This is a genomic window from Kitasatospora sp. NPDC004240 (genome assembly GCF_053603215.1).
On record NZ_JBSGFD010000096.1, the window covers coordinates 1 to 22,620 of the forward strand.

Sequence of the window (22,620 nt, forward strand, 5' to 3'; positions counted from 1 at the left end):
GGGCCCTGGTGAGCGGCTTGCTCGGTGCAACGGGTTCGAAGTTACGGGGGCCTCGGGGCCGGTTTCAAGGATTCGGAGGTTCGGGCAGCTCAGGGTGCTGTTACCGGCCGTAAGGATCAAGGAAATGGGATGATTTGAAGGCAAATGCCCCGATTTGCAAGATCGAACAGGGCGGAGAAGTGGCCCGGACCACACCATCACCCCTGTGAGGCCGCGCACACGGTCGACAGCGTGTGACGACGCATCGGTCCTCCGTGTCGGAACCACCGCCCCGCCGCCCGCTCCCGGGTGGCCCCGGCCACAGTCGTCACCCGCCGTGGCCTCCGGAGCCACGGACCGTGTCCGGCATAGCCTCGGGCCATGAGCGACGAGAGCGAAGCGCGGGTGCCCGAGGGGGCCGGGGAGCCGGGCCGGGCGGTGGCCCCGGCCGGGTTCGAGCTGGGGACCGACGGGCCGACGGTGATCCTGGTCGGACTGGACGGCTCCGAATCCTCCTGGCGGGCCACCGCCTACGCGGCCGGCCTCGCCCGGCGCCAGAACGCCACCCTCGCCGTGGTCTACGTGCAGCCCGTGCTGGCCGCCGCCACCGTGCTGGCCGGGGCGGCGGTCGAGGAGACCACCCGGGAGATCGCCGAGGAGCTCCTCGCCGCACTGCGCGAGGCCGAGCAGCGGCTGCGCGACCTGTGGCGGCTGGACTGGCGGTTCCTCACCCTCCGGGGCGACCCGTACACCGGACTGGCCCGCACCGCCGACGACCTGCGGGCCGACGCCGTGGTGGTCGGCGGCTCCGAGCAGGCCGGGCACCGGGTGATCGGCTCGGTCGCCGTCCGGATGGTCAAGGCGGGGCGCTGGCCGGTCACCGTGGTGCCCTGACGGGTGCGCCCGGACGGCGGCCTTCGGCCCGGTGTGCGGCCGACGCCCGTCAGTGACCGGCGATAGGGTGCTGTGCCATGACGGAAGCACCGGTCAATCCGCCCACCCCCGGTCACCGGGACGGTCAGGACGACGGCCCGAAGCCCGCGGCGGCCGCCGCCATCGGCACCGACCTGCACCTGGAGCTGGCCGGTACCGGCAGCCGCCGGGCCGCGCTGATGCGCGCCCTGCGCGAGGCCATCCGGACCGGCCGCCTCGCCCCCGGCATCCGGCTGCCGCCGTACCGCTCCCTCGCCGCCGACCTCGGCATCGCCCGCAACACCGCCGCCGAGGCGTACGCCGAGCTGGTCGCCGAGGGCTGGCTCACCGCCCGCCAGGGGTCCGGCACCGCCGTCGCCCACCGCGCCGAACCCGCCACCCCGGTCCGCGCCCACCGCCCCACGCCCGAACCGCGTCCCCGGCACGACCTGCGCCAGGGGCAGCCCGATGCCGCCTCCTTCCCCCGCGCCGCCTGGCTCGCCGCCTCCCGCCGCGCCGTGACCGCCGCCCCCAACGAGGCCTTCGGCCCCGGCGACCCGCAGGGGCGGCGCGAGCTGCGCGCCGTTCTCGCCGACTACCTGGCCCGCGCCCGCGGGGTGCGGACCGACCCGGACCGGATCGTGGTGTGCTCCGGCTTCGCCCACGCGCTCCGGCTGCTCTTCGAGGGCGGCCCCCGCGCCGTCCTGTCCGGGCCGCTCGCCGTGGAGGGGTACGGGCTGGGCTTCCACCGGATGCTGCTGGCCCGCGCCGGGGTGCGGACGGTGCCGCTGTCGCTGGACGATGACGGCGCCCGGGTCGGCGAACTGGCCGGCCACCCCGAGGTCCGCACCGCGCTGCTCACCCCGGCGCACCAGTTCCCCACCGGCGGGCCGCTGGCCGCCGGGCGGCGGGCCGCCGCCGTGGACTGGGCCCGCGCGGGCGGCGGGCTGATCCTGGAGGACGACTACGACGGCGAGTTCCGCTACGACCGCCAGCCGGTGGGGGCCGTCCAGGGGCTCGACCCCGACCGGGTGGTCTACCTCGGCACGGCCAGCAAGAGCCTGTCGCCGGCGCTGCGGCTCGGCTGGATGGTGCTGCCGGACCACCTGGTCGACCGGGTGCTCGCCGCCAAGGGCGAGCGCGAGGCCTGGGCCAGTGCGCTGGACCAGCTGACCCTCGCCGAGTTCGTCGACTCCGGCGCGTACGACCGCCACGTGCGCCGGATGCGCCAGCGCTACCGCGACCGGCGGGACCGGCTGGTCGCCGCGCTGGACGCCCGCGCCCCGCACGTCGAGGTCACCGGCATCGCGGCCGGACTGCACGCCGTGCTGCGGCTGGAACCCGGCACCGAGCGCTCGGTGCTCAAGGCCGCCCGCTACCGGGGCCTGGCCGTGGAGGGGCTCGCCGACTACCGCCACCCGCAGGCCGACCCGGTCGCGATGCCCGCCACCGACGGCCTGGTGGTCGGCTACGCGACCCCGCCGGACCACGCCTACCCGGCCGCGCTCGCCGCGCTCTGCGACGTCCTGCCCCCGCCGGTCTGAGCCCGGGGCGGCGCGGGGGAGGGTCTCCGGGGTCCACCTCCGGGGCTTGTTGTGAACCCGGCAAGAATCCGAGGGGCGGACCCTAACCTCCCGCGGCGGGGCGGGCGGGGACGCGGCGTGTGCAATGGCCCGGTGCGTCTGCTTCTTTGTCATATGCCAGTACGGGCCGCGGTGGAGGAAGGGCCCGGAGCCGGCGCCGCCGCCTAGGCTCACTGGCATGCGCAGAACACATGCAAGGCGTCTCGGTCTCTCCGCGATCATGGCCTTCGTCGTCGGTCTGCTCCTCATGGCCACGCCGGCCCACGCCGACACCCCGCTGCTCGCCGTCAGCTCGGACAAGGTGACGGCGGCCCCCGGCGAAACGGTCACGCTCACGCTGACCCTGACCAACCCGCACGACACCGCCGTGCAGTTCGTCTACCAGTCCATCCAGCCGACCTACGCGACCTCCCAGGCCACCGCCCTGAAGTACGCGTTCTCCGCCTGCGGCGGCAACGTCAGCGGCTGCGACACCGGCGCCACCAGCGGCCTGGTCCACCACGACGTCCCGGTCGCCGCCAACTCCAGCACCACGGTGACCCTGACCTACACCATCGCCGCCGACTCCGGCTGCGGTTCCCGGATCGACTTCTACACCTACCTCTACTACGAGTACCAGTCCGGCGCCGCCAACGACTCCGGGATCTTCGACGTCCCCGGCAACGAGGTCACCTGCCCCTGATCCCTCCGCTCCACCCCGATCCCCCGTCAGGTGCCGGCTTCCCCCGTACCGGCACCTGACGGGTCGTTCGCGCCGTTGTCGGACCCCCGTGGCAGGCTCTCCGCCATGGCAGACCAGCACCGCACCGCCGAGGCCGCTCCCGCCGCCGCGCCCACGGCCGAGTTCCCGATCCCCGCCGACCTGGACGGGGTCATCCGCGCGCGGGCCGATGAGAAGACGGCGCCCCTGGTCGCCCGGCTGCTGCGCCCCTCCCTCGCCCTGGAGCCGCTGGACGCGAGGCCGGCCGCCGCGAGGCCGTTCGACGGGGAGCCGCTCGAAGGGGAGCCGTTCGAAGGGGAGCCGCTCGGAGGGGAGCGGGCCCGCCCGGTGGGCCGGCTGGGCGGACTGCCCGCGCTGCCGGACGGCATCGACTGGCCCGAGTTCGACGGCCGTCCGATGCAGTTGCTCGCCGAGCTGGACTGCGCCGCGATGGCCGCCGCCTTCCGTGACGGCCCCGCGCTCCCCGGTGGCCCCGACTCCCCGAGCGCCCCCGCCGCCGAGGACTGGCCGCTGCCGGAGGAGGGCCTGCTGCTGTTCTTCCACGACGACCGGATCACCGACTTCCGGGGCGCCGGCTGCCGGGTGCTGCACGTTCCGGCGGGTGCCCCGCCGCGGCCCGCGCCCGAGGGGGCGGCCCTGGTGCGCGCTGTGCCGGTCGGTGCCCGGTGGCTGCTCTCCGCGCCCTCCTACCAGGACTACGAGCTGGAGTCGCTGTTCCCGGACGACTTCCTGGTGGCGATGGACCTCGCTGCCGACCTCCATGAGCGGCTGCCCCGTCCCGACGTCCGGGTGCTCGGCTGGTGCGACACCGACACCGGCCGCCCGGACTGGCACCGCCCGCTGCTCCAGGTGGAGAACACCTTCCTCGGCATGGAGTGGGGCGAGCTGGTCAACGTCTCGTTCTGGATCGACGAGGAGGACCTGGAGGACGGGATCCTTGACGAGGTCCGGCAGGGGTTCGAGGTCGCCTGACGGACCTCCGGGAGAGCACCCGACGGATCGCCTGAGCAGAGGGGCGCGCGGTAGTGGCCGCGCGCTCCTCGTCGTGCACGGGCGGGCATTTCGTGGTCGTGCGTTCGAATCCAACACTCGCGTTCGAGTTGTTCGAAGAGGGTTCGGTGGTGCGGGCCGGGTCGGGGCGGTGGTCGGGGCGGAGCCCGGAGTTCCGGGGCAGCGGCGATTCGCATGCACAGGGATTCGAAGCGGTGTAGCGCGGTGTTGAGAGATTCCAACCACTTCATGGTCCAGATTCACCCTATCGGGCGGCTCCGAGTGGTCCCTGCGGCCGTGTCGGTTCCCGGTGATCTAGGGTTCCCGATGGGCCGACCGAGGAGTCCAGAATCTCGCGCCGGGTTCCCCAACACCCCCATACATACGCCTATCTGACGTTCCATCGGGTCTGCCGTGGTGACGGCTCTCGCGGTGGGGCGGTGCGACATGACCAGATGAAGGAGAATCCTGCCGATGTCCGTGGACACCAGCCCGGAGACACAGCAGGTGACGCAGCAGTCCAGCCTCACCACGGCCGCTGCCCGCAACCTCGCGACCACGACCAAGTCCGCACCGCAGATGCAGGAGATCACCTCCCGCTGGCTGCTGCGGGTGCTCCCCTGGGTGCAGGCCGCCGGCGGCGCCTACCGGGTGAACCGACGGCTCACCTACACGGTCGGTGACGGCCGGATCGAGTTCGTCAAGACCGGCTCCGAGGTCCGGGTGATCCCGCGCGAGCTGGGCGAACTCGCCCTGCTGCGCGGCTTCGAGGACGACGGCGTGCTGACCGCCCTCGCCGACCGCTGCGAGCAGCGCGACTTCGGCCCCGGCGAGGTGCTGGCCGAGCGCGGTGCCCAGGCGGACCGCATCTTCCTGATCGCCCACGGCAAGATCAACAAGGTCGGCACCGGTAAGTACGGCGACGAGACCGTGGTCGGCGTGCTCGGCGACGGCGACCGCTTCGGCGAGGACGCGGTGCTCGACCCGGACGCCGTCTGGGAGTTCACCGCCAAGGCCGTCACCGCCGGCACCGTGCTCTCGCTGCCCCGCCGCGAGTTCCAGGCCGTCCGGGACGGCTCCCCGGCCCTCCAGCAGCACCTCGCCGAGTTCCTCGCCCTCCCGCTCCAGCGCCAGAACGAGCGCGGCGAGGCCGAGATCGCCATGTCGGCCGGCCACCAGGGCGAGGTCGAACTGCCCGGTGCCTTCGTGGACTACGAGCTCAAGCCGCGCGAGTACGAGCTGAGCGTCGCGCAGACGATCCTCAAGGTGCACACCCGGGTCGCCGACCTCTACAACCAGCCGATGAACCAGATCGAGCACCAGCTCCGGCTGACCATCGAGGCGCTGCGCGAGCGCCAGGAGTTCGAGCTCATCAACAACCCCGAGTTCGGCCTGCTCAACAACGCCGACTTCGCCCAGCGGATCCAGACCCACTCCGGCCCGCCGACCCCGGACGACCTGGACGAGCTGCTGAGCCGCCGTCGTGACCCCGACTACCTGCTCGCCCACCCGCGTGCCATCGCCGCCATCGGCCGCGAGCTCAACAAGCGCGGCATCTACCCGCACCACGTCGACCTCGGCGGGCAGCAGGTGCCGGCCTGGCGCGGGGTCCCGATCCTGCCCTGCAGCAAGATCCCGATCACCAAGGAGAACACCAGCTCCATCCTGGTGATCCGGACCGGCGAGGACAACCAGGGCGTCATCGGTCTGCACCAGACCGGCATCCCGGACGAGTACCAGCCGAGCCTGTCGGTGCGCTTCATGGGCATCGACGAGAAGGCGATCATCTCCTACCTGGTCAGCGCCTACTACTCCGCCGCGATCCTGGTGCCGGACGCGGTCGGCGTGCTGGAGAACGTCGAGATCGCGCACGGCCGCAGCTGACCCGCCCCGGGCGGCCCGGCCGAGGCCGGCGGCCGCACGGCTGAACGGCGGCCGGACCACGGCCGGACCCGACGCCGCGCCCACGGCCGCTCCGCGTTTCGCGGAGCGGCCGTAACCACCGCAGCGGAAGATCGTTTCCTCTTATGACGGACGGCTCGCCTCCCCACGGGGCGGGCCGTCCGTCGGTCGGCCCTCCCCGGATGACGCGAAAGGTGTGTGGAGAGCGCATGCCCCAGCCCCAACGGATACCGGCACCCCGGGCCGGGCGGCGGGCCGGGAAGGCCGGCGCCGTCCTCGGTGTCACCGCCCTGTGCGCGCTGCTGAGCGGTTCCGCGGCCGCCAGGTCCCCTTCCCCGCACGGCCCGATCGCCCGCACCTGCGTCTCCGCCACCACCGAGGTGTCCGTCTCGGTCGGCAAGGGCGGGGTGGAGGTGGGTGTCGGGGTCGACGTGGACGTCGACGTCACGGTGGACCTCTCCGGCGTCCTGAGCGGTCCGCACACCGGGCCCCAGCCCAAGCCGCACCCGAGGCCCTCCCAGCCGAGGCCCGGACACTCCAAGCCGGGGCACCCGCCCTGGCCACACCACCCCTGTCCGAGCCCGACGCCGAAGCCCAGCCCCACGCCCAAGCCAACCCCGACGCCGACACCCACCCCGGTGCCGACGCCGACCCCCACCCCGGTCCGGCCGCCCGAGCCGGTCCCGACACCGCGGCCCACCCCACCGCCGGCCCCGCCCAAGGCCTCGCCGACACCCGCGGCGACGCCGAGGCCGACGGCCGTCCCCTCCGCGCGGCCCAGTCCGCAGGCCGTGGTGCCGCCACCCCCGGTGCCGCCCGCGCCACCGGCCGCACCGAGTCCGGTACCCGCCCCGGTCAAGCCGGTGGCGGTCGCCAGGCCCGTACGGGTGCCGATGGCGCCGCCGGCGCCCGAGCCGCAGCGGCACCGGAGTACCTCACCGACCACCACCATGCTGCTGGTCACCGTCCCCGCCGTGCTCGCGGCCGCGGCGCTGCGCCCGCGCGGCCGTACCGCCGGTGGTGGCTCCGGCCGGTCCTGACGACCCCCGCCGGAGTGGCCGCCGGGTCCACCCGTGCCGCGTTCCTTCCCTCCACGCCTGCCCGCGCCGGGCAGGCGTGGGCCGGGACGGGCGGCACCCCGCGAGACGCGGCGGCACCTCGGTGAACGACAGCAGAACCGAGCATCCCTGGAGAGGAGTTCCCCATGTCCGAGTGGTTGGCGCTGGCCATCGCCATGTCGGCGGCCTGCGCCGTCGTCGTGGTGGTGGTCGTGCTCAGGCACCGCCGAGTGAACGAGGAGGACGACAACACCGACGAGACGCCCGACGTCATCGAGTACATGACGATGATGATCGGCGTGGTCTACGCGATCGTGCTCGGCCTCGCCATCGCCGGTGTCTGGGAGGCGCGCGGCGCGGCCCAGGACGACGTGCTGCGCGAGGCCCAGGCCCTGCACGAGGTCAGCGCGCGGTCCCAGGTGTTCCCGGTGGAGTTCCGCGACACCGTCCAGGCGGACGTCGACGCGTACGTCTCCTACGTGGTGGACGTCGAGTGGGACTACATGGAGGAGCACGGCGAGATCAGCGACCGGGGCACCGAGTTGCTGGCGAAGCTCCGCAGCGACTTCGCCAACCGGGTGCCCGCGAGCGACCTGGAGGCGCAGGCCTACCAGCCGGTCATGGACCGGATCAGCACCGCCGACGAGGCCCGCAACGCGCGCGGCCAGAGCACCGGGCCGACCATGCCCGGGGTGGTCTGGTTCGGCCTGATCATCGGGGCCGTGGTGACCGTCGGCATGGTGTTCGCGCTGCAGATCCGCCGTTCGACGCGGGAGTTGCTGCTGGCCGGCGCGTTCAGCGCGCTGATCGCCTTCCTGCTCTTCCTGATCTGGGACTTCGACGACCCGTTCGGCCGGGGCATCTCGGTGACCACGCAGCCGTTCACCGACCTGTTCCCGGCGCTCGGGGAGAAGAACTGAGCGGCCGGTCTCCCGCGTCCCCTCGGATAGTCTGACCGGATACCGGGCCCGGTAGGTCCGGAACGGGGGAGTACGAGAGGTCGTCAGCCGTGTCCTACCAGCAGCCCGCACCGGGCCTGATGTATCCGCCGCCGCGCCCCGAGCGGGCGTGGTGGTGGCTGCCCGAGCAGGAGCGCCGGCGGCGCAAGGAGCAGCGGCGCGCCTGGCTGGAGTACAAGCGGCGCACCAAGAAGAAGAAGGACGACAAGGACCCTGGCGACTGCCTGGACGCCTGCGACTGCTGCGACCTCGGGGACCCCTGCCTGATCGCGATGATCCCGGTGATGATGGCGGCCGGGGTCCGGTTCGCCCTCGGAGCGGCGCTCGGCGGCCGCCGTCGCCGCCCGGCCGGCGCGGACCCGGCGGCGCCCGCTCCGCGCGGGGTGGCGGCCGGTGTGCTGTACGGCGCGGTGCGCTACTACCGCACCGAGGTCAGCCCCGGGCGGCCCGCCTGCTGCCCGTACACGCCGTCCTGCTCGACCTACGCGGTGCAGGCGCTGCACCGCCACGGGGCCGTGCGCGGTGCCCGGTTGACGGTCGGCCGGCTGCTGCGCTGCCGTCCGGGCGTGGCGCGCCGCGGCGGGACGGACCCGGTGCCGGACCGGTACTGACATGCTGCGCGCCGGGGCCCGGCGGTGAACCCCTCGTTCACCGCCGGGCCCCGGCGTTCCGGTCAGCGGCGGATCACTTCAGGCCCTCGTGGATCGCGTTGAGCAGGCTCCCGGAGGCGTCGTCGTTCTCCGGAGCCGCCGCCCAGCCCCCTTGGCTCCTGGCGTACGTGGCGCCGGTCCAGGACTCGGTGCCGTCGTGGACCCAGGAGCTCTCCGACCGCCGGTCGACCGGCCCCGGCCGGTACCGTGGAGATCCACCGGCGGCAGGAGGACCCGATGGACAGCGGCGCGTGGGACGAGCGGTACGCGGCGAGCGAGCTGGTCTGGGGCGCCGGACCCAACCGCTGGGTGGTCCGCGAGCTGGCCGACCTCCCGCCCGGCTGGGCCCTGGACCTCGCCGCCGGCGAGGGCCGCAACAGCATCTGGCTGGCCGGCCGGGGCTGGCGGGTCACCGCGCTGGACTTCTCCCGGGTCGCCCTCGACCGCGGTGCCAGGCTGGCCGCCGCCGTGGACCCCGAGGTGGCCGCCCGGGTGCACTGGCAGCCGGGCGACGTCCGTACGTACCGGGGCCCGGAGGAGGGCTTCGACCTGGTCCTGGTCGCCTACCTCCAGCTGCCCGCCGAGGAGCGCCGGGCCGCGCTGCGCGGGGCCGCCGCCGCGCTCTCCCCCGGTGGCACCCTGCTGGTGGTCGGCCACGACACCACCAACCTCACCGAGGGCGCCGGCGGCCCCCGGGACGCCCGGGTGCTGTTCACCCCGCAGGACGTGCTCGACGACCTCGCCCCGGCGGGCCTGACCACCGTACGGGCGGAGCGGGTGCGCCGCCCGGTCGGCGCGGAGGCCGCCCACGACCGGACCGGCCCCGCCGCCGGGGTGGCCGCCGAGGCGATCGACGCACTGGTCCGGCTGACCCGCACACCCTAGGACCGCGGGCCCGTTCGGGTGGCCCCGGTTCGTGGCGTACTCGTCCACGCTCGTTCACCCGATGGGCATGACGGATTGTGATCATCGTCGAAGCGGGGTACGGGGAGGAACGGACCGGGCACGCGGACGGCGCCCGTCGTGACGCGACGTCACGGCGGGCGCCGGAACCGGCTCGCTCTACAGTGTTGTAGATTCAGGACTCGCGCAGGCGGAGAACGAGGAGGGCGCGATGAGTGTTTCGCTGGCCAAGGGGCAGAAGCTCAGCCTGGAGAAGCCCGGGGGAGGACAGCTCGGCGTGGTCCGGATGGGCCTCGGCTGGCGGGCCGCCCAGCGCAAGGGGTTCCTGGCCAAACTGCTGTCCGCACAGGAGATCGACCTGGACGCCTCGGCCGTGCTGTTCGCCAAGGGCGAGCCGGTCGACGTGGTCTTCTTCCAGCACCTCACCAGCAACGACGGCTCGGTGCGGCACAGCGGCGACAACCTGGTCGGCGGCACCGGCGGCGCCACCGACGACGAGTCGATCACCGTGGACCTGAAGCGGGTGCCGGCCGAGGTCGACCAGATCCTCTTCACCGTCAACTCCTTCACCGGCCAGACCTTCCAGGAGGTCGAGAACGCCTTCTGCCGTCTGGTCGACGAGCAGACCGGCGCGGAGCTGGCCCGCTACACGCTCACCGGCGGCGGCCCGTACACCGCCCAGATCATGGCGAAGGTGCAGCGCTCGGCCTCGGGCTGGCAGATGACCGCGATCGGCCAGCCGGCCAGCGGCCGCACCTTCCAGGACCTGATGCCGGAGCTGGTCCGGCACCTGTAGTCCCGCGCCGCCGAGGGCTCAGTGGTGGTCGGCGAGCGCCGCGTAGGAGACACCGACCGCCAGCAGTACCAGGATCAGGACCAGCCAGACCGTCTCCGGTTTGGGCATGCGAAACCTCGGTCGCCGTCGTTCCATGCCTGACGCTCCCCCCGCGTGGCCGCCGTGTGATGGCGCTCGCACCATCACACGGCGCGGCCGTGGTGCCCGTCAAGGGGCGTCGGAGGTCGCTCAGTTCGCCGAGGGCGCGGACGAGGGGGCGACGGCCGCGGGGGAGAGCGCGGGCGCGGGCGTGGCGGTGGCCGCGCCGGGGGCGCTGCTCGCGGCCGCCGGCCCGGCGGGAACGGTCGGGCAGCCGGTGGGCACCGCGGTCGGGGTCGTCGTCGGGGTCGCGGACGGGCTCGCCGTGGCAGTCGGGGTGGCGGTGGCGGTGGCGGTGGCCGACGGGCCACCGGTCGCGCCCGCCGAGGCGGAGGCCGAGGCGGTCGGGGTCACGGTCGGGCAGCCGGTCGGCGTGGGCACCGGGGTCCCGGTACCGGAGGGCGTGGCCGTGGCGGACGGGCTCGCGGTGGCCGACGGCGAGGCGCCCGCCGAGGGGGAGGCGCTCGCGGACGGCGAGGCGGACCCGCCCGGGGTGGGCCCGGCGGTCGGCGTCTGCACCGGGCTCGGGCTCGCGCTCGGGGTGGTCACCGGTGCCGGGGCCGTCGGCGAGGGCGCGGCGGTCGGCGTGGTCACGGGCGTCAGCGGCGAGGCGGGCCGGTCGGTGACGGGCAGCGGCGGACGGTCCGCCACGGTGGCCGTGGTGCCGTCGGTGAAGTGGGCCATCCAGTTCTTGACGGTCCGAAGGTACTCGCCCGAGTTGTTGTACCCCAGGATCGCCCGGTCGAGCTGCGCCGGATCGGCCAGGTTCCGGCCACCCGCGCACAGGTAGCGGCCCGCGGCCTCGGCGGCGTCGTGGATGTTGTTCGGGTCGGTCCGGCCGTCCCGGTTGGCGTCGACCCCCCAGTACGCCCAGGTGGACGGGATGAACTGCATCGGCCCCACCGCCCGGTCCCAGACCCGGTCACCGTCGTAGCGGCCGCCGTCCGTGTCCGCGATCGCGGCGAAGCCGTTGCCGTCCAGCACCGGCCCCAGGATCGGCGTGTACGTCGTCCCGCCGGCGTCCACCCGCCCGCGGTTGGCCTGGCCCGACTCGACCTCGCCGATCGCGGCGAGCAGCCGCCACGGCAGGTGGCAGCCCGGCGACCGTACGGCCAGCGCGGCCTCGGCGTTGCGGTACGCGGTGAACACGGTCTCCGGCAGCGCCGGCCCGGTGCGGAACGGGCTCCCGAGCGCCGTGGTCTGCGGGCCGGTGGCCGTGCCCACGGGCACGACCACGGGAGGCTGCGCCAGCGGGAGCGTGCCGCCGCCGTCCACGGGGGCGCCGCCCAGCGGGGCGCCCTCCAGGCTCGGCAGCGACGCGTCGGCGCCGCCCGACGCCGTGGCGCCGGCGGCCCGGTCGGCGGTGGCCGGCCCGGTGGCCGCGACCACCACGGGGTCGACGCCCGTGGTGTGGGAACCGGTGAGCGCGGCCATCGCGGTGAACGCCGCCGCAGTCCCCGCCGCCCGCCGCCGCAGAGCCGCCCGGCCCGTCCGCCGCCGCTCTTCGCCCTGCCCAGCCCGCAACCTGGCCATCACGCGGTACCTCCCCCTCGCCGCCCCACCACCTACCCGCCTGAAAGATGATTAGTATCACGACCATTCCGGTGAGCCCCCGCCCATCGATGAACAGGGGACGAACGCCGGACACCCATGCCCGCCCCGGACACCCACCCCTGCCCCAACGGCCCACCGCCCGGGGGCCTTCGGAGAATCCTCGGGCGGCTGCCGCCCCGGGCCCCGCCGATCCCGTTCAGAGTTCGGTCAGCGTGCCGTCCGAGGCGATCTCCGCGCCCGCCGCCGCGAGGCGTTCGTGGGCCGCGGCGGCGGGGACGAGCAGGGTGGGCCCGGCCGGCAGGGCGGCCGACCGGGCCGCCGGGTGGCGCGGGGCGCGCGTCGCCTGAACTGATGAGTAGTCAACTATGATGCGGTCAATGGCTTTTGGCCGCTCCGGGTGAACCGGACATGCCGGCCGGACGAACGCGCGGTGCCCGGCCCCCGGCCGGCCGTACGTGTGCGGCGGGCCGGTGTGCGGAGCCCCGAACCGGGCAGTCGTGCGCCGATCATGGCAGTGCGGGCGGCCCGGCGTGAACCCCTACACCATCGGCTCCCCGGATGGGCGATGTTCCGGTGAATATGGGCATGCCATGCCGAGCGCCCCGGCATCCTGGGCGCGTGATTTCGGGGATGGAGGCCGTAGAAGTGAGCTCGAACCTGCCGGAGGCCGTCGTGGAGGGCCCGGGACCGCTGCCCGCGCCGGCCCGGGTGGTCAACGATCTGGCCCGGGACCTGAGCCGGGCCGCGGCAGCCGTCCGGGCGGCCTCGCGCGACGTGCGATCCGGTGGCGATCTGGCCGTGGCCGCCTACACGGCCGTGGTCTGCACCGGGCGGACGGCGGCCCGGGCCCTGGAGGAGGCGGCCACCTGGTGCCGGCAGGCCCCGGAGGCGGAGGTGCACTCGGTGGCCTGGGCCAGGGTGCCGGGCCACCGCGAGGACGTCTTCGAGTACCGGGTCACCCTCGCGGTGAGCTTCGCCGACCACGAGACGGGCGAGTACACCGGCGACACCCACCACGGCACCCGCTGATCCTCCGGGGCCGCCCGGCGCGGCGAGGGCGGCCCCGGAGGATCAGCGGGTCCGGTGAGGCGCGCAGGATCGGCGGGTCGGGTGAGGCGCGCGGGCTCAGTGGGTCCGGTAGGAGATCACGAACTCGGGGTACGGGTGGTGTCCCGGCCGGGCGGCCACCTCGGTGAGCGCCTTGCGGATGTCGCGCAGGTGGGAGACCGCCAGCTGGAGCGGCGGTTCGTCGGGCTGGTACGTGTAGCGGATCGGGTAGTCGACGCCGGGCCGGGTGCTCATCTCGATGTGGCAGCCCAGCACATGGCTGACCGGCCGGGTCGCGGCGAAGGCGATCAGCCGGTCGATCGTCGCCTTGTAGGCGTGCCAGTCGGCGATGTACAGCCGGCCCGGGTAGACGGTGTCGCCGGTGAGCAGGAAGCCGGTGTACGGGTCGTAGTAGGTGACCGCGGCCTCGTGGTGGCCGGGGCTGGCGAGACACTCCAGGACCCGCCCGCCGAGGTCCAGCCGGGCCGGGTGGTCGGGATCCGCCCCGAGGCCGAGGAACCCGGTGATGCTCGCCAGGTCGGCGTCCACCACCTCGGTGTCCGGGCGGTCGGCGAACTGCTCGTCGCCGGCGACGTGGTCACCGTGCCCGTGGGTGTGCAGCACGAGCAGCGGGTACGGGCGCCCGCCCCGCGGGTGGCGGCCCCGCCACTCGTCGATCAGCCCGTCGACCACCCGGCGCAGCGGGAAGTACTCGGCCTCGGCGGTCGCGCCCGTGTCGATCAGCACCGCGCGTTCGTCCCCGAAGAGCAGGAACAGGAACGGCGCCTCGTAGTTGACCGCCTTGTTCTGCCGCAGGATGACGGTGTGCTCGTCGTACCGGTGGACCTGGATCTCCGGGTCGGTGTTGTGCTTCGCCGACTCCGAACCGTGGATCCAGCGCACGTCGAGCGAGCGCCCGGAGACCGGGGCGGTGAAGTCGACGGTCTGCGTACCTGCGGCGGCCATGGGTGTTCCCCTTGCGGATCGTTCGGGCCCGGTGCGAGGGCCGGGGCACGATCGACGCTACCAGTCGACGTCACGTCAGGCCGTCGTGCTCACCACCCGGATGACCTGGTTCGCCCTGTGCACGACAGGCCCTAGGATCGAAGGCATGGAACATGGGGGTAAGGACGCGAGGACGTCCGAGGAACGGGAGCCGTCAGACGCGAGCGGGCGGGTCGATCTGTCGAAGCCGTCCGAGGGGCGGGGCGAGGCCGAGGAGACGGCGGCGCCGGCACAGGCCCCGGCAGCGGGCGCGGTCGACGGTACCGGAGCGGTCGAGGACGCGGCGCCGGCCGAGCGGGAGCTGTCCAAGGGGGCAGCGGCCGTGGCGACGGTGGTGGCCGCGGTGTTGGCGGCGGGTGTGCTGCTGGCGCTCTTCCACCTGATGGGCTTCTCGGTCCCGCTGGTGGGCTGGCTGTTGGCGAAGGGAGCGATCAAGGTGGCGGCGTTCGGGGTGTTCGGCTGCGTCGGGCTGGTCGCCTGGCTGCGGCAGCGGCGCTCCGGGCCGTCCGAGGGTGCGTGACCTGAACCGAGGGCATGCGACTTGAACTGAGGGCGTGTGTCCTGATCGAGGACGCGTGACCCGACCTGAGGAAACGATTCGCCCCCTCCGGCGCGCCATCGGAGGGGGCGAGATCAGTTCGGGGCGGGATCGGATCCCGCCGGGCCGGCCCGGGTCAGCCGGTGGTGACGGGCACCGGTCGGCTGGCCGCCGCGGCGTCCCCCTCGGCCGCTGCGGGGACGAGCAGCCGCTGGGCCATGGCGCCGAAGGCCAGCCCGAAGGCCGCCCAGAGCACGGCCTGGATGCCGAGCGAGGCGAGGCGGAACTCCCACAGCAGCGCGGCCGGGAAGGTCTCCGCGACCGCGTCGCCGTTGTCCGGCAGCAGGATGGCGGCCAGCGCCATCACGGCGACGTAGCCGCCGCCCGCCGCGACCGTGGCGTTCCAGTTGCCCAGGCGCGGCGCGAGCTGCCGTCCGAGGATGACCGCGGCGACGCCGAGCAGCACGCTCAGCGCGATCATCAGGAAGAACAGCGTGGTGCGCTTGCCGATGGTGTCCGGGTTCCCGACCGCCGGGGGAGTGGCCGGGTACTTCAGGAACGGCACCAGGTAGACCGTGGTGAAGGCGGCCGCGGCCACCATCGCCGAGGTCGCCCGCGGGCTGAACCGGCCGACCCGGCCGAGGGCGAAGCAGAACACCAGCGAGGCGATCCCGCCCAGTGCCACTCCGTAGACCAGGACGCCGGTGGCGAGGCCCGCGGTGGACTGGAGGGTCCGGCTGACCAGCTCCTCTTCCTCCTCGGCGGCCGGGGCGGCCGCGGCGGCGTCGGCCGCGTCACCGTGGTGGTGGGCGGGCGCCGACTGGGTCTCCTCCAGCGCGATGCTGGCGTCGACCGAGTTCTCGCCGACCAGGTAGGCCACCGCGAAGGCGAGCAGCCCGGCGACCAGGCCCGCGATCATGCCGCGGACGAGGAGTCTTCTGACGGTGGAGGCGTGCATCTGTGCGCGTCCCCCGATCAGTGGCAGGGGAAGCCGAGCAGGTGCCGGCCGTCGTGCACCCACTCGTGCACGGCCGCACCCGAGAACACCGAGGTGGCGCCCTGCTCGGCGCCGACGAAGTAGAGCAGGACCAGCATCAGCGTGCCGATGAAGGCGGCCCAGGGCAGGATCGCGCGGATCGGCAGCGAGGCCGGTGCGGACCCGGAGACGGGCAGGCTGGGGGTGACGATGGACTGTGCCATGGCAGGGACCTCCTTGGGGAACCACGCGTCCCGTACGGTGGAGCTCAACGACGGCCATCGGGTCTGACTTGCCGTCGCCCGCCGCTGCGTGAGGCGGCCGGTGACGGCATACAGTGGCGCGACCGTGCCGGATTCCCACCGGACTTCCGTCTCGCCGTCGTCTTCTTATGTCGGAGAGACCGTACCGCTTACCCCCGGGTCGGCCAAGGGCTCGCACCGGCGCATCCAACCGGCGCGCGCGCGATGTGACGCGCCCTCCGCCACGGCAACCGCCCTGGTCCGAGGGTGTGTACGGATGACAGGTGTACGAAGGAGGGCCATATGACGGTACGGGTGATCTTCATCTCTCCCGCGACGGGCGACGCGCTGCGGCAGGCCCGGTTCGACGAGGACGGGCCGCTGGACGAGGCCGGGCTGCGCGCCGCCCGGGCCGCCGCGTCCGCGCTGCCGGCCGCCCGCCGGATCGTCACCTCCCCCGCCGGCCGCTGCCGGGAGACCGCCGTCGCGCTCGGCCTGGCCTCCGCCGAGCCCGTGGCGGAGCTGCGGGGCTGCGGGATGGGCCGCTGGCAGGGGCGCACCCTCGACGAGGTGGCCGCCGAGGAGCCGTCCGCCGTCATGGAGTGGCTGAGCGACCCCTCCGCCGCCCCGCACGGCGGCGAGTCCGTACGTGAGCTGTGCGAGCGGGTCGGCGCCTGGCTGGACGGGCTCGCCGCCGGCCGGCCGGCCGGGACCGCCGACGCGTCGGGCGGGGCCGCCGGCGGGCGGGTGCTGGCGGTGGCCGGCCCGGACGTGATCCGGGCCGCCGGGGTGCACGCGCTCGGCGCCCCCGCACAGGCGTACTGGCGGCTGGACGTGCCGCCGCTGTCCGCCACCGGGCTCAGCGGGCGCTCCGGCCGGTGGAACCTGCGGGTCTCGGCCCGGCTCGACGGATCGGCGCGCTGACGGATCGGCGTGCCGACGCTGACGGGTCGGCCCGCTGACACCGACGGGTCGGCGTACTGCCTGCGTACGGTCGGCCTGCCGGTGCAACCCGGCGGCGCGGGCGCTCGTCCTTCATGATGAGAGACGGACGCACTGCCCGAGGAGGCAGACCATGCGACGCTGGACCATCATCCCGGCCGCCTTCGCCCTCGCCCTCACCGTCGCGGTTCCCACCGCGGTCGCCTCGGCGGGCCCGGCCCCCACCAAGACCCTCACGGCGGTCGCCCAGACCGACCTGGCGAGCGGGACATCCCAGGCGGTCTGCCCGACCGGCTGGGGAAGCCTGCCCGAGGACCTCGCCGCCTTCAACGCGCAGCCGCTGCGCAACATCAGGACAGGCCAGCACCCCTGCTACGACCGCCTGGTCCTCGACGTGCCGGGCAGCTCGGCCGCCCACCCGGCCGGCTACCACGTCCGCTACGTCGACGTGCTCCACCAGGACGGTTCCGGCATGCCGCTGCCGGTCGCGGGCGGCGCGATCCTGGAGATCGTCGTCATCGCGCCCTCGTACGATCCGAACACCGGCGGCCCGACCTATCCGGGCCGAGCAGGCCAGCCGCTGCCCGGCGTGGACCTCACGGGCTACCAGACCTTCCGGGACGCCCGCTTCGCGTCCAGTTTCGAGGGCCAGACCCAGGTCGGCCTCGGGGTCCGGGCGCGGCTGCCGTTCCGGGTGTTCCAGCTCGACGACCGGCTCGTCGTCGACGTGGCCCACTCCTGGACCAGCAGCCCCGTCCCGGCCTCGTGGAGGTGAGCCCCTGACGGAGCGGCCCGACCTGTCCGGGCCGGACGGGTCGGGCCGGGCGGGTCAGTAGCCCGCGGTGAAGCGTGTGCGGTGGTGGGCGGGCCGCTCGGCCTCGTCGAGCAGGGCCACCGCCAGGTCCTCCATCGATATCGCCGACCGGCCGTCGGCGTCGACGAGCAGTTCGTCGCGGCCGAGCCGGAAGCGTCCGGTGCGCTCGCCGGGCTCCAGCAGCGCGGACGGGCTGAGGTAGGCCCAGTCCACGCCGGCCGAGGCCCGGGCGAGCGCGAACTGCTCGTCGCAGGCGTCGGCGATCGGCCGCCAGTCGGCGGGGAACTCCGGGTCGTCGACCACGGTGGCTCCGTCGTCCCGGCCGGGTAGTCGCAGGCTCCCGGCGCCGCCGACGAGCAGCAACCGCACACCGGTGCCGGCGAGCCCGGTGAGCAGGCCCTCGGTGGCGACGGCGAGTTCGTGCTCGCTGCCGGGCGCCGGACGGGTGGCCGTGATCACCACGTCCCGGCCGGCGGCGAGCCTGGCCACGTCCTCGACCGTACGGGCGTCGCCGACGGCGACGGCGGCGTCCTCCGGCAGGCCGTGCGGGCGGGACGGGTCGCGGACCACGGCGGTGACCTCGTGGCCGCGGGAGAGGGCCTCGGCGACGACGCGACGGCCGACGTTCCCGGTGGCGCCGAAGACGGTGATGCGCATGGGGGTGCTCCTTCTGCTGGGTGTGTACGGGGGGAAGGGGTGCGGGGGGTTACGGGGCCGGGGTGCGGGGGGTTACGGGGCCGGGGTGCGTGCGGCCCCGGTCGGGGCGTCGGCGTCGGCCGTGGTGGTGGCCGGGGCGGACTGCCGGGCCACGACCTTGGTGGCCGGGTCGGGGCGCCTGGTCTGGGCGATCACCAGCGAGGCGAGGACGATCACCGCGCCGAGCGCCTGGACGGGCGTGAGGTCCTGGCCGAGGACGAGCCAGCCGAGGGCGGTCGCGACCACCGGGCTGAGCAGCCCCAGGAAGGCGACCGAGGTGGGCGGCAGGGCGCGGATGCCCCGGAACCAGAGCGCGTAGGCGAGCGCGGCGCCGATCAGCGTCAGGTAGCCGTAGCCGAGCAGGTTGGCGCCGGTGAGCTGTCCGGGCGGCGGACCCTCGACGAACAGGGCCACCGGGAGGAGCAGCAGTCCGCCCGCCGTGAGCTGCCAGCCGGTGGTCGCGAGCAATGGCGCGGGTGAGGTCCAGCGCTTGCTGAGGACGACGCCGGTCGCCATCACCACCGCGCCCCCGAGGGCGGCGCCCACGCCGATGACGTCCAGTTGGGCGCCCGCCCGCAGCACCAGCAGGCTGACCCCGGCCACCCCGGCCACGCCGGCGAACAGGGTGCGCGGGGTGAGGCGGTCGCCGAGCAGTCCGGCCGAGAGCCCGGCGGCGATCAGCGGCTGGACGGCGCCGACGGTGGCGGCGACCCCGCCCGGCAGGCGGTAGGCGGCGATGAACAGCAGCGCGAAGAAGACGCCGATGTTGAGCGCGCCGAGCACCGCGGCCTTCCACCACCAGCTGCCCCTGGGCAGCCGACGGGTGAGGGCGACGAGGAGGAGCCCGGCGGGCAGGGCCCGGACGACGCCCGCGAGCAGCGGGCGGCCGGGCGGCAGCAGTTCCGTGGTGACGAGGTAGGTCGACCCCCAGATGGCGGGGGCGAGAGCGGTCACCAGCACGATTCCGATCCGATTCCTTAGCACTAAGCCAATGTATCTCACTGCTAAGCTATTTGCACGCGGAGGGATGCTGTGAGCTATCTCACCGCTAAGGAATCGACTAGGCTGACGTGGTGGCTGATCACGTGGACCGTGTCGTGGAGCAGTGGGGCGCCGAACGCCCCGACCTGGACGTCTCCCCCATGGAGGTGATCGGGCGGTTGAAGCGCTTCACCCGCCTGGTCGACGCCGAACTCAAGCGGAACTTCACCGCGCACGGCCTGGACGCGGCCTCCTTCGACGTCCTCGCCACCCTCCGCCGCAGCGGCCCGCCCTACCGGCTCACCCCGACCGGCCTGATGCAGTCCGCCATGGTCACCTCCGGTGCCATCACCCAGCGCCTCGACCGGCTGGCCGCCCGGGGCCTGGTCACCCGGAGCCCCAGCGCCGTCGACGGCCGCAGCCAGGAGGTCGCCCTCACCGAGGACGGCCACGCCCTGGTCGACCAGTGCCTCCCCGACCACCTCGCCGCCGAGCGCCGGCTGCTGGCCGGCCTCGACGCGGCGCAGCAGGACGCCCTGGTGGGCGCCCTGCGCGTGCTGCTCGAATCGCTGGAGGAGGGGCCGGCCTGACCCTTCGCGCGGGGCTTCGTCGCGCGGGGCTTCGTTGCACAGGCTTTGTCACGCGGGGCCGCCGACCGTCGCGCCTGCCGGGCGTTCCCCGGGCTACGGGGTGACCGCGGGCTCCCCGGTTCCGGGGCTACCGGTTGACCGCGAGGGCCTTGAAGAAGGTGTAGTGGAAGGTCCCCTCCTCGCCCGCCGTGCGGTGGAGGTCGGCGAGGCCCCGGTCGAAGGCGTCCGGGGTGGTGATCCCGGCGGCCAGGGCGGCCGGGCGGACGGACTCCACCATCGGGATGAAGGTCTGACGGGTGAACCCCTCGACCAGGTGGGGCCGGCCCGGGTCGGCGTGGACCGTCCGGGGGCCGACGGTGACCTCGTCGAAGCCGGCCGAGACCAGGAGCGGGTGGAGCCGGCGGCCGATCAGCGCGTCGCCGCCGCCCGCGGCCTGCAGCCGGACCAGGGCGCCGACCGCCGCCCGGGCGTCCGCGCTGTCCGGGTGGAAGAACGCCGAACCGTGGTCACCCTCGATCACGGTGATCGTGCCGCCCGGCCGGAGCAGCCGGCGGAGCGAGGCGAGGGAGGCCCGGGGGTCGCCGAGGTGCTCCAGCACGAAGCAGACGAAGAGGTGGTCGAAGGAGCCGTCCGGGAACGGCAGTCGGTGCAGGTCGCCGTGGTGCCACCGGACGTCCGCGCCCGGCGCGTGGGCCGTCACGCGGGCGCGGGCCTGCTCCAGGGACGCGGCGGAGAGGTCCGTGGCGGTCAGCCGGATCCCCGGGCTCGCGTCCAGCAGCCGTACCGTCTGCGCGCCGACCCCGCAGCCGACCTCCAGCACCCGGCTGCCCGCCGGGTAGGCCGTACCGTCGTGCAGCAGTGCGGCGAGGGCGTTCGCCTGGTCGTCGAGCCGGCGGGCCTCGTCGTTCGAGTAGCCGTGGACGTAGGTGTTCTCGGTGTTCACGTTCTCGGTGTTCACGTTCTCGGTGTTCACGTTCTCGGTGATCATGTTCTCGGTGTCCATGGCCCCACCTTCGCGTCCACAATGGACCGGTGAACAGGTCCAAAGGGAGCGCTGACGACCGGTCCGTAATGTCCCGTCCGGCCGCGGAGCCGGTCATGGCGCCGGCCGGGGCGCCCGGTGGTGCCGCCGGTGCGGACTTCCTTCAGCTCGACGCCGGCGAGGCCCGCCCCGGCGGGCTGTCCGACTGGCTGGCCGGGCGGCTGCGGCAGGCGATCGCGGACGGCAGCCTGCCGGTGGGCAGCCGGCTCCCCGCCACCCGGGTGCTCGCGCAGGAGCTGCGGGTCTCCCGAGGGGTCGTCACCGAGGCGTACCAGCGCCTCGCCGAGGCCGGGCAGGTGGCCGGACGGGGGAGGGCCGGCACCGTCGTGCTCGCCGCACCCCGGCCCGCGGAGCACCTGTTCGGAACGGTGGAGCGCCCGTACGGGCCGGCGGCGCGCGGCGGCCCGTACGCCGCGGGTCCGGCCCCCGTCGCCCCGGGTGACGGCGGGCTGTTCGCCCGCCCGCCGCTCCCCGAGACCTTCGAGGCGCTGCGGGCCACTCCCGCCCGGATCGACCTCTCGCCCGGCCTGCCCGACCTCGCCGCCTTCCCCCGCGCGGCCTGGCTGCGGGCCGAACGCGCCGTCCTGGACGGCCTGTCGGCCCACGACCTCGGGTACGGCGACCCGCGCGGTGCCCCCGAACTGCGCACCGCCGTCGCCGACTGGCTGGCCCGCAACCGGGGCGTCCGGGCCGACCCCGAGGAGGTCCTGATCGTGGCCGGCACCGCCCAGTCGCTCGCCCTGCTCGGGCGGGTGCTCGGCCAGGTCGGCATCGACGAGGTGGCCGTGGAGGACCCGGGCTCCCTCGGGGCCCGCCAGCACCTCGACCACTGGCTCGCCGCCACCCCGCCGGTCCCCGTCGACGAGGAGGGCCTGCGGGTGGACGCGCTGCACGCGACCGGGGCCCCCGCCGTCCTGCTCACCCCCGCGCACCAGTACCCGACCGGCGTGGTGCTCGGCGGCTCCCGGCGACGCGAGCTGATCCGCTGGGCCCGCGACGGCGGCCTGGTCATCGAGGACGACTACGACGCCGAACACCGGTACGACCGGCCGCCCGTGGCCGCCCTGCGCTCCGTCCTGCCCGAGCAGGTCTGCTACGCCGGCAGCGTCTCCAAACTGCTCGCCCCCGCCCTGCGCACCGGCTGGCTGCTCGCCCCGCGGCGCCACCACGAGGCGCTGGTCGCCGCCAAGCGGTTCGCCGACCTCGGCAACGCAGCCCTGCCGCAGCTGGTGCTCGCCCGGCTGATGGAATCCGGGGCGCTGGAACGGCAGTTGCGCCTGCTGCGCCGCCGGCACCGCCGCCGCCGGGACGCCATGATCCGGGCCATCGCCACCCACCTGCCCGGCGCCACCGTGCACGGCGCCGCCGCCGGGCTGCACCTGATGCTCACCCTCCCGGCCGGCAGCGGCTGCTCGGACACCGAACTCGCGGCCGCCGCCCTCGGCCACGGCGTCAAGGTCCAGCCGCTCTCCTGGCACTGCCGGCTGCCGTACCCGCCGGGGCTGGTCCTCGGCTACGCGGCGGTCGCGCCGGGCGACGTGGAGGAGGGGATCGCCGTCCTCGGACGGCTGCTGCGCGGGTCGGCCTGACGTCCGGTCACCC

At 74.6% G+C, this 22,620-nt stretch carries 23 protein-coding genes; 16 read left to right on the forward strand and 7 right to left on the reverse strand.

Annotated elements, in window-relative coordinates; all coding sequences use genetic code 11:
- Nucleotides 1–360: 360 nt before the first annotated feature.
- From ACWEQL_RS24520 to ACWEQL_RS24565, 10 genes are all read left to right on the forward strand, one after another.
- Nucleotides 361–873, forward strand: a complete 513-nt coding sequence (locus ACWEQL_RS24520; RefSeq protein ID WP_452152452.1) for a universal stress protein — start codon at nt 361–363, stop codon at nt 871–873.
- 77 nt (nt 874–950) lie between these two features.
- Nucleotides 951–2,435, forward strand: a complete 1,485-nt coding sequence (gene pdxR, locus ACWEQL_RS24525) for a MocR-like pyridoxine biosynthesis transcription factor PdxR (RefSeq protein WP_452152453.1) — start codon at nt 951–953, stop codon at nt 2,433–2,435.
- 217 nt (nt 2,436–2,652) lie between these two features.
- Nucleotides 2,653–3,156 carry a hypothetical protein gene (locus ACWEQL_RS24530; protein WP_452152454.1) on the forward strand — a complete coding sequence of 168 codons (504 nt, stop codon included), beginning with the start codon at nt 2,653–2,655 and terminating at the stop codon, nt 3,154–3,156.
- Nucleotides 3,157–3,261: 105 nt separating this feature from the next.
- On the forward strand, nt 3,262–4,167 hold the full coding sequence (locus tag ACWEQL_RS24535; protein ID WP_452152455.1) for a DUF1963 domain-containing protein: 906 nt from the start codon (nt 3,262–3,264) through the stop codon (nt 4,165–4,167).
- A gap of 492 nt (nt 4,168–4,659) precedes the next feature.
- Complete coding sequence (locus tag ACWEQL_RS24540) at nt 4,660–6,069, forward strand: family 2B encapsulin nanocompartment shell protein (RefSeq protein WP_452152456.1); 1,410 nt, start codon at nt 4,660–4,662, stop codon at nt 6,067–6,069.
- Between the two features lie 227 nt (nt 6,070–6,296).
- Nucleotides 6,297–7,127, forward strand: coding sequence for a hypothetical protein (locus ACWEQL_RS24545; RefSeq protein ID WP_452152457.1), 831 nt, complete (start codon nt 6,297–6,299; stop codon nt 7,125–7,127).
- A 164-nt stretch (nt 7,128–7,291) separates the two neighbouring features.
- The gene (locus ACWEQL_RS24550) at nt 7,292–8,065 is read left to right on the forward strand and encodes a bestrophin-like domain (RefSeq protein ID WP_452152458.1); all 774 of its coding nucleotides are present in this window, start codon (nt 7,292–7,294) and stop codon (nt 8,063–8,065) included.
- Between the two features lie 89 nt (nt 8,066–8,154).
- Nucleotides 8,155–8,715 carry a membrane protein insertion efficiency factor YidD gene (gene yidD, locus ACWEQL_RS24555; protein WP_452152459.1) on the forward strand — a complete coding sequence of 187 codons (561 nt, stop codon included), beginning with the start codon at nt 8,155–8,157 and terminating at the stop codon, nt 8,713–8,715.
- A gap of 276 nt (nt 8,716–8,991) precedes the next feature.
- Entirely contained in the window at nt 8,992–9,639 is a 648-nt protein-coding gene (locus ACWEQL_RS24560; protein WP_452152460.1) for a class I SAM-dependent methyltransferase, read from the forward strand.
- Nucleotides 9,640–9,868: 229 nt separating this feature from the next.
- Complete coding sequence (locus ACWEQL_RS24565; protein WP_452152461.1) at nt 9,869–10,453, forward strand: TerD family protein; 585 nt, start codon at nt 9,869–9,871, stop codon at nt 10,451–10,453.
- 228 nt (nt 10,454–10,681) lie between these two features.
- Here ACWEQL_RS24565 and ACWEQL_RS24570 read toward each other — a convergent pair whose 3' ends face one another.
- Nucleotides 10,682–12,124: a lytic transglycosylase domain-containing protein gene (locus ACWEQL_RS24570; protein ID WP_452152462.1), complete on the reverse strand. Its 1,443-nt coding sequence runs from the start codon at nt 12,122–12,124 to the stop codon at nt 10,682–10,684.
- Nucleotides 12,125–12,790: 666 nt separating this feature from the next.
- Between ACWEQL_RS24570 and ACWEQL_RS24575 the strand changes: the two genes are divergently transcribed.
- Nucleotides 12,791–13,174, forward strand: coding sequence for a hypothetical protein (locus ACWEQL_RS24575; RefSeq protein WP_452152463.1), 384 nt, complete (start codon nt 12,791–12,793; stop codon nt 13,172–13,174).
- Nucleotides 13,175–13,270: 96 nt separating this feature from the next.
- Here ACWEQL_RS24575 and ACWEQL_RS24580 read toward each other — a convergent pair whose 3' ends face one another.
- Complete coding sequence (locus ACWEQL_RS24580; protein WP_452152464.1) at nt 13,271–14,158, reverse strand: MBL fold metallo-hydrolase; 888 nt, start codon at nt 14,156–14,158, stop codon at nt 13,271–13,273.
- Between the two features lie 145 nt (nt 14,159–14,303).
- Between ACWEQL_RS24580 and ACWEQL_RS24585 the strand changes: the two genes are divergently transcribed.
- Nucleotides 14,304–14,717, forward strand: coding sequence for a hypothetical protein (locus ACWEQL_RS24585; RefSeq protein ID WP_452152465.1), 414 nt, complete (start codon nt 14,304–14,306; stop codon nt 14,715–14,717).
- 154 nt (nt 14,718–14,871) lie between these two features.
- On the opposite strand, the gene ACWEQL_RS24590 is transcribed toward ACWEQL_RS24585, so the two are convergent.
- A complete protein-coding gene (locus ACWEQL_RS24590; RefSeq protein ID WP_452152466.1) occupies nt 14,872–15,693 on the reverse strand; it encodes a CbtA family protein in 822 nt (273 codons plus the stop codon).
- Nucleotides 15,694–15,710: 17 nt separating this feature from the next.
- The gene (locus ACWEQL_RS24595) at nt 15,711–15,935 is read right to left on the reverse strand and encodes a CbtB domain-containing protein (protein WP_452152467.1); all 225 of its coding nucleotides are present in this window, start codon (nt 15,933–15,935) and stop codon (nt 15,711–15,713) included.
- Between the two features lie 321 nt (nt 15,936–16,256).
- Between ACWEQL_RS24595 and ACWEQL_RS24600 the strand changes: the two genes are divergently transcribed.
- Nucleotides 16,257–16,877 carry a histidine phosphatase family protein gene (locus tag ACWEQL_RS24600; protein ID WP_452152468.1) on the forward strand — a complete coding sequence of 207 codons (621 nt, stop codon included), beginning with the start codon at nt 16,257–16,259 and terminating at the stop codon, nt 16,875–16,877.
- A 151-nt stretch (nt 16,878–17,028) separates the two neighbouring features.
- A complete protein-coding gene (locus ACWEQL_RS24605) occupies nt 17,029–17,670 on the forward strand; it encodes an AMIN-like domain-containing (lipo)protein (RefSeq protein WP_452152469.1) in 642 nt (213 codons plus the stop codon).
- 54 nt (nt 17,671–17,724) lie between these two features.
- Here ACWEQL_RS24605 and ACWEQL_RS24610 read toward each other — a convergent pair whose 3' ends face one another.
- Nucleotides 17,725–18,366, reverse strand: a complete 642-nt coding sequence (locus ACWEQL_RS24610) for an NAD(P)-dependent oxidoreductase (RefSeq protein ID WP_452152470.1) — start codon at nt 18,364–18,366, stop codon at nt 17,725–17,727.
- 72 nt (nt 18,367–18,438) lie between these two features.
- On the reverse strand, nt 18,439–19,365 hold the full coding sequence (locus ACWEQL_RS24615) for an EamA family transporter (protein ID WP_452152471.1): 927 nt from the start codon (nt 19,363–19,365) through the stop codon (nt 18,439–18,441).
- 113 nt (nt 19,366–19,478) lie between these two features.
- Here ACWEQL_RS24615 and ACWEQL_RS24620 point away from each other — a divergent pair, with 113 nt between their 5' ends.
- Complete coding sequence (locus tag ACWEQL_RS24620; protein WP_452152472.1) at nt 19,479–19,976, forward strand: MarR family winged helix-turn-helix transcriptional regulator; 498 nt, start codon at nt 19,479–19,481, stop codon at nt 19,974–19,976.
- A 127-nt stretch (nt 19,977–20,103) separates the two neighbouring features.
- On the opposite strand, the gene ACWEQL_RS24625 is transcribed toward ACWEQL_RS24620, so the two are convergent.
- A complete protein-coding gene (locus ACWEQL_RS24625) occupies nt 20,104–20,979 on the reverse strand; it encodes a methyltransferase domain-containing protein (RefSeq protein WP_452152473.1) in 876 nt (291 codons plus the stop codon).
- 95 nt (nt 20,980–21,074) lie between these two features.
- On the opposite strand from ACWEQL_RS24625, the gene pdxR (ACWEQL_RS24630) reads away from it, so the two are divergent.
- Nucleotides 21,075–22,607: a MocR-like pyridoxine biosynthesis transcription factor PdxR gene (gene pdxR / locus ACWEQL_RS24630; RefSeq protein WP_452152474.1), complete on the forward strand. Its 1,533-nt coding sequence runs from the start codon at nt 21,075–21,077 to the stop codon at nt 22,605–22,607.
- The last annotated feature ends 13 nt before the right edge of the window (nt 22,608–22,620 follow it).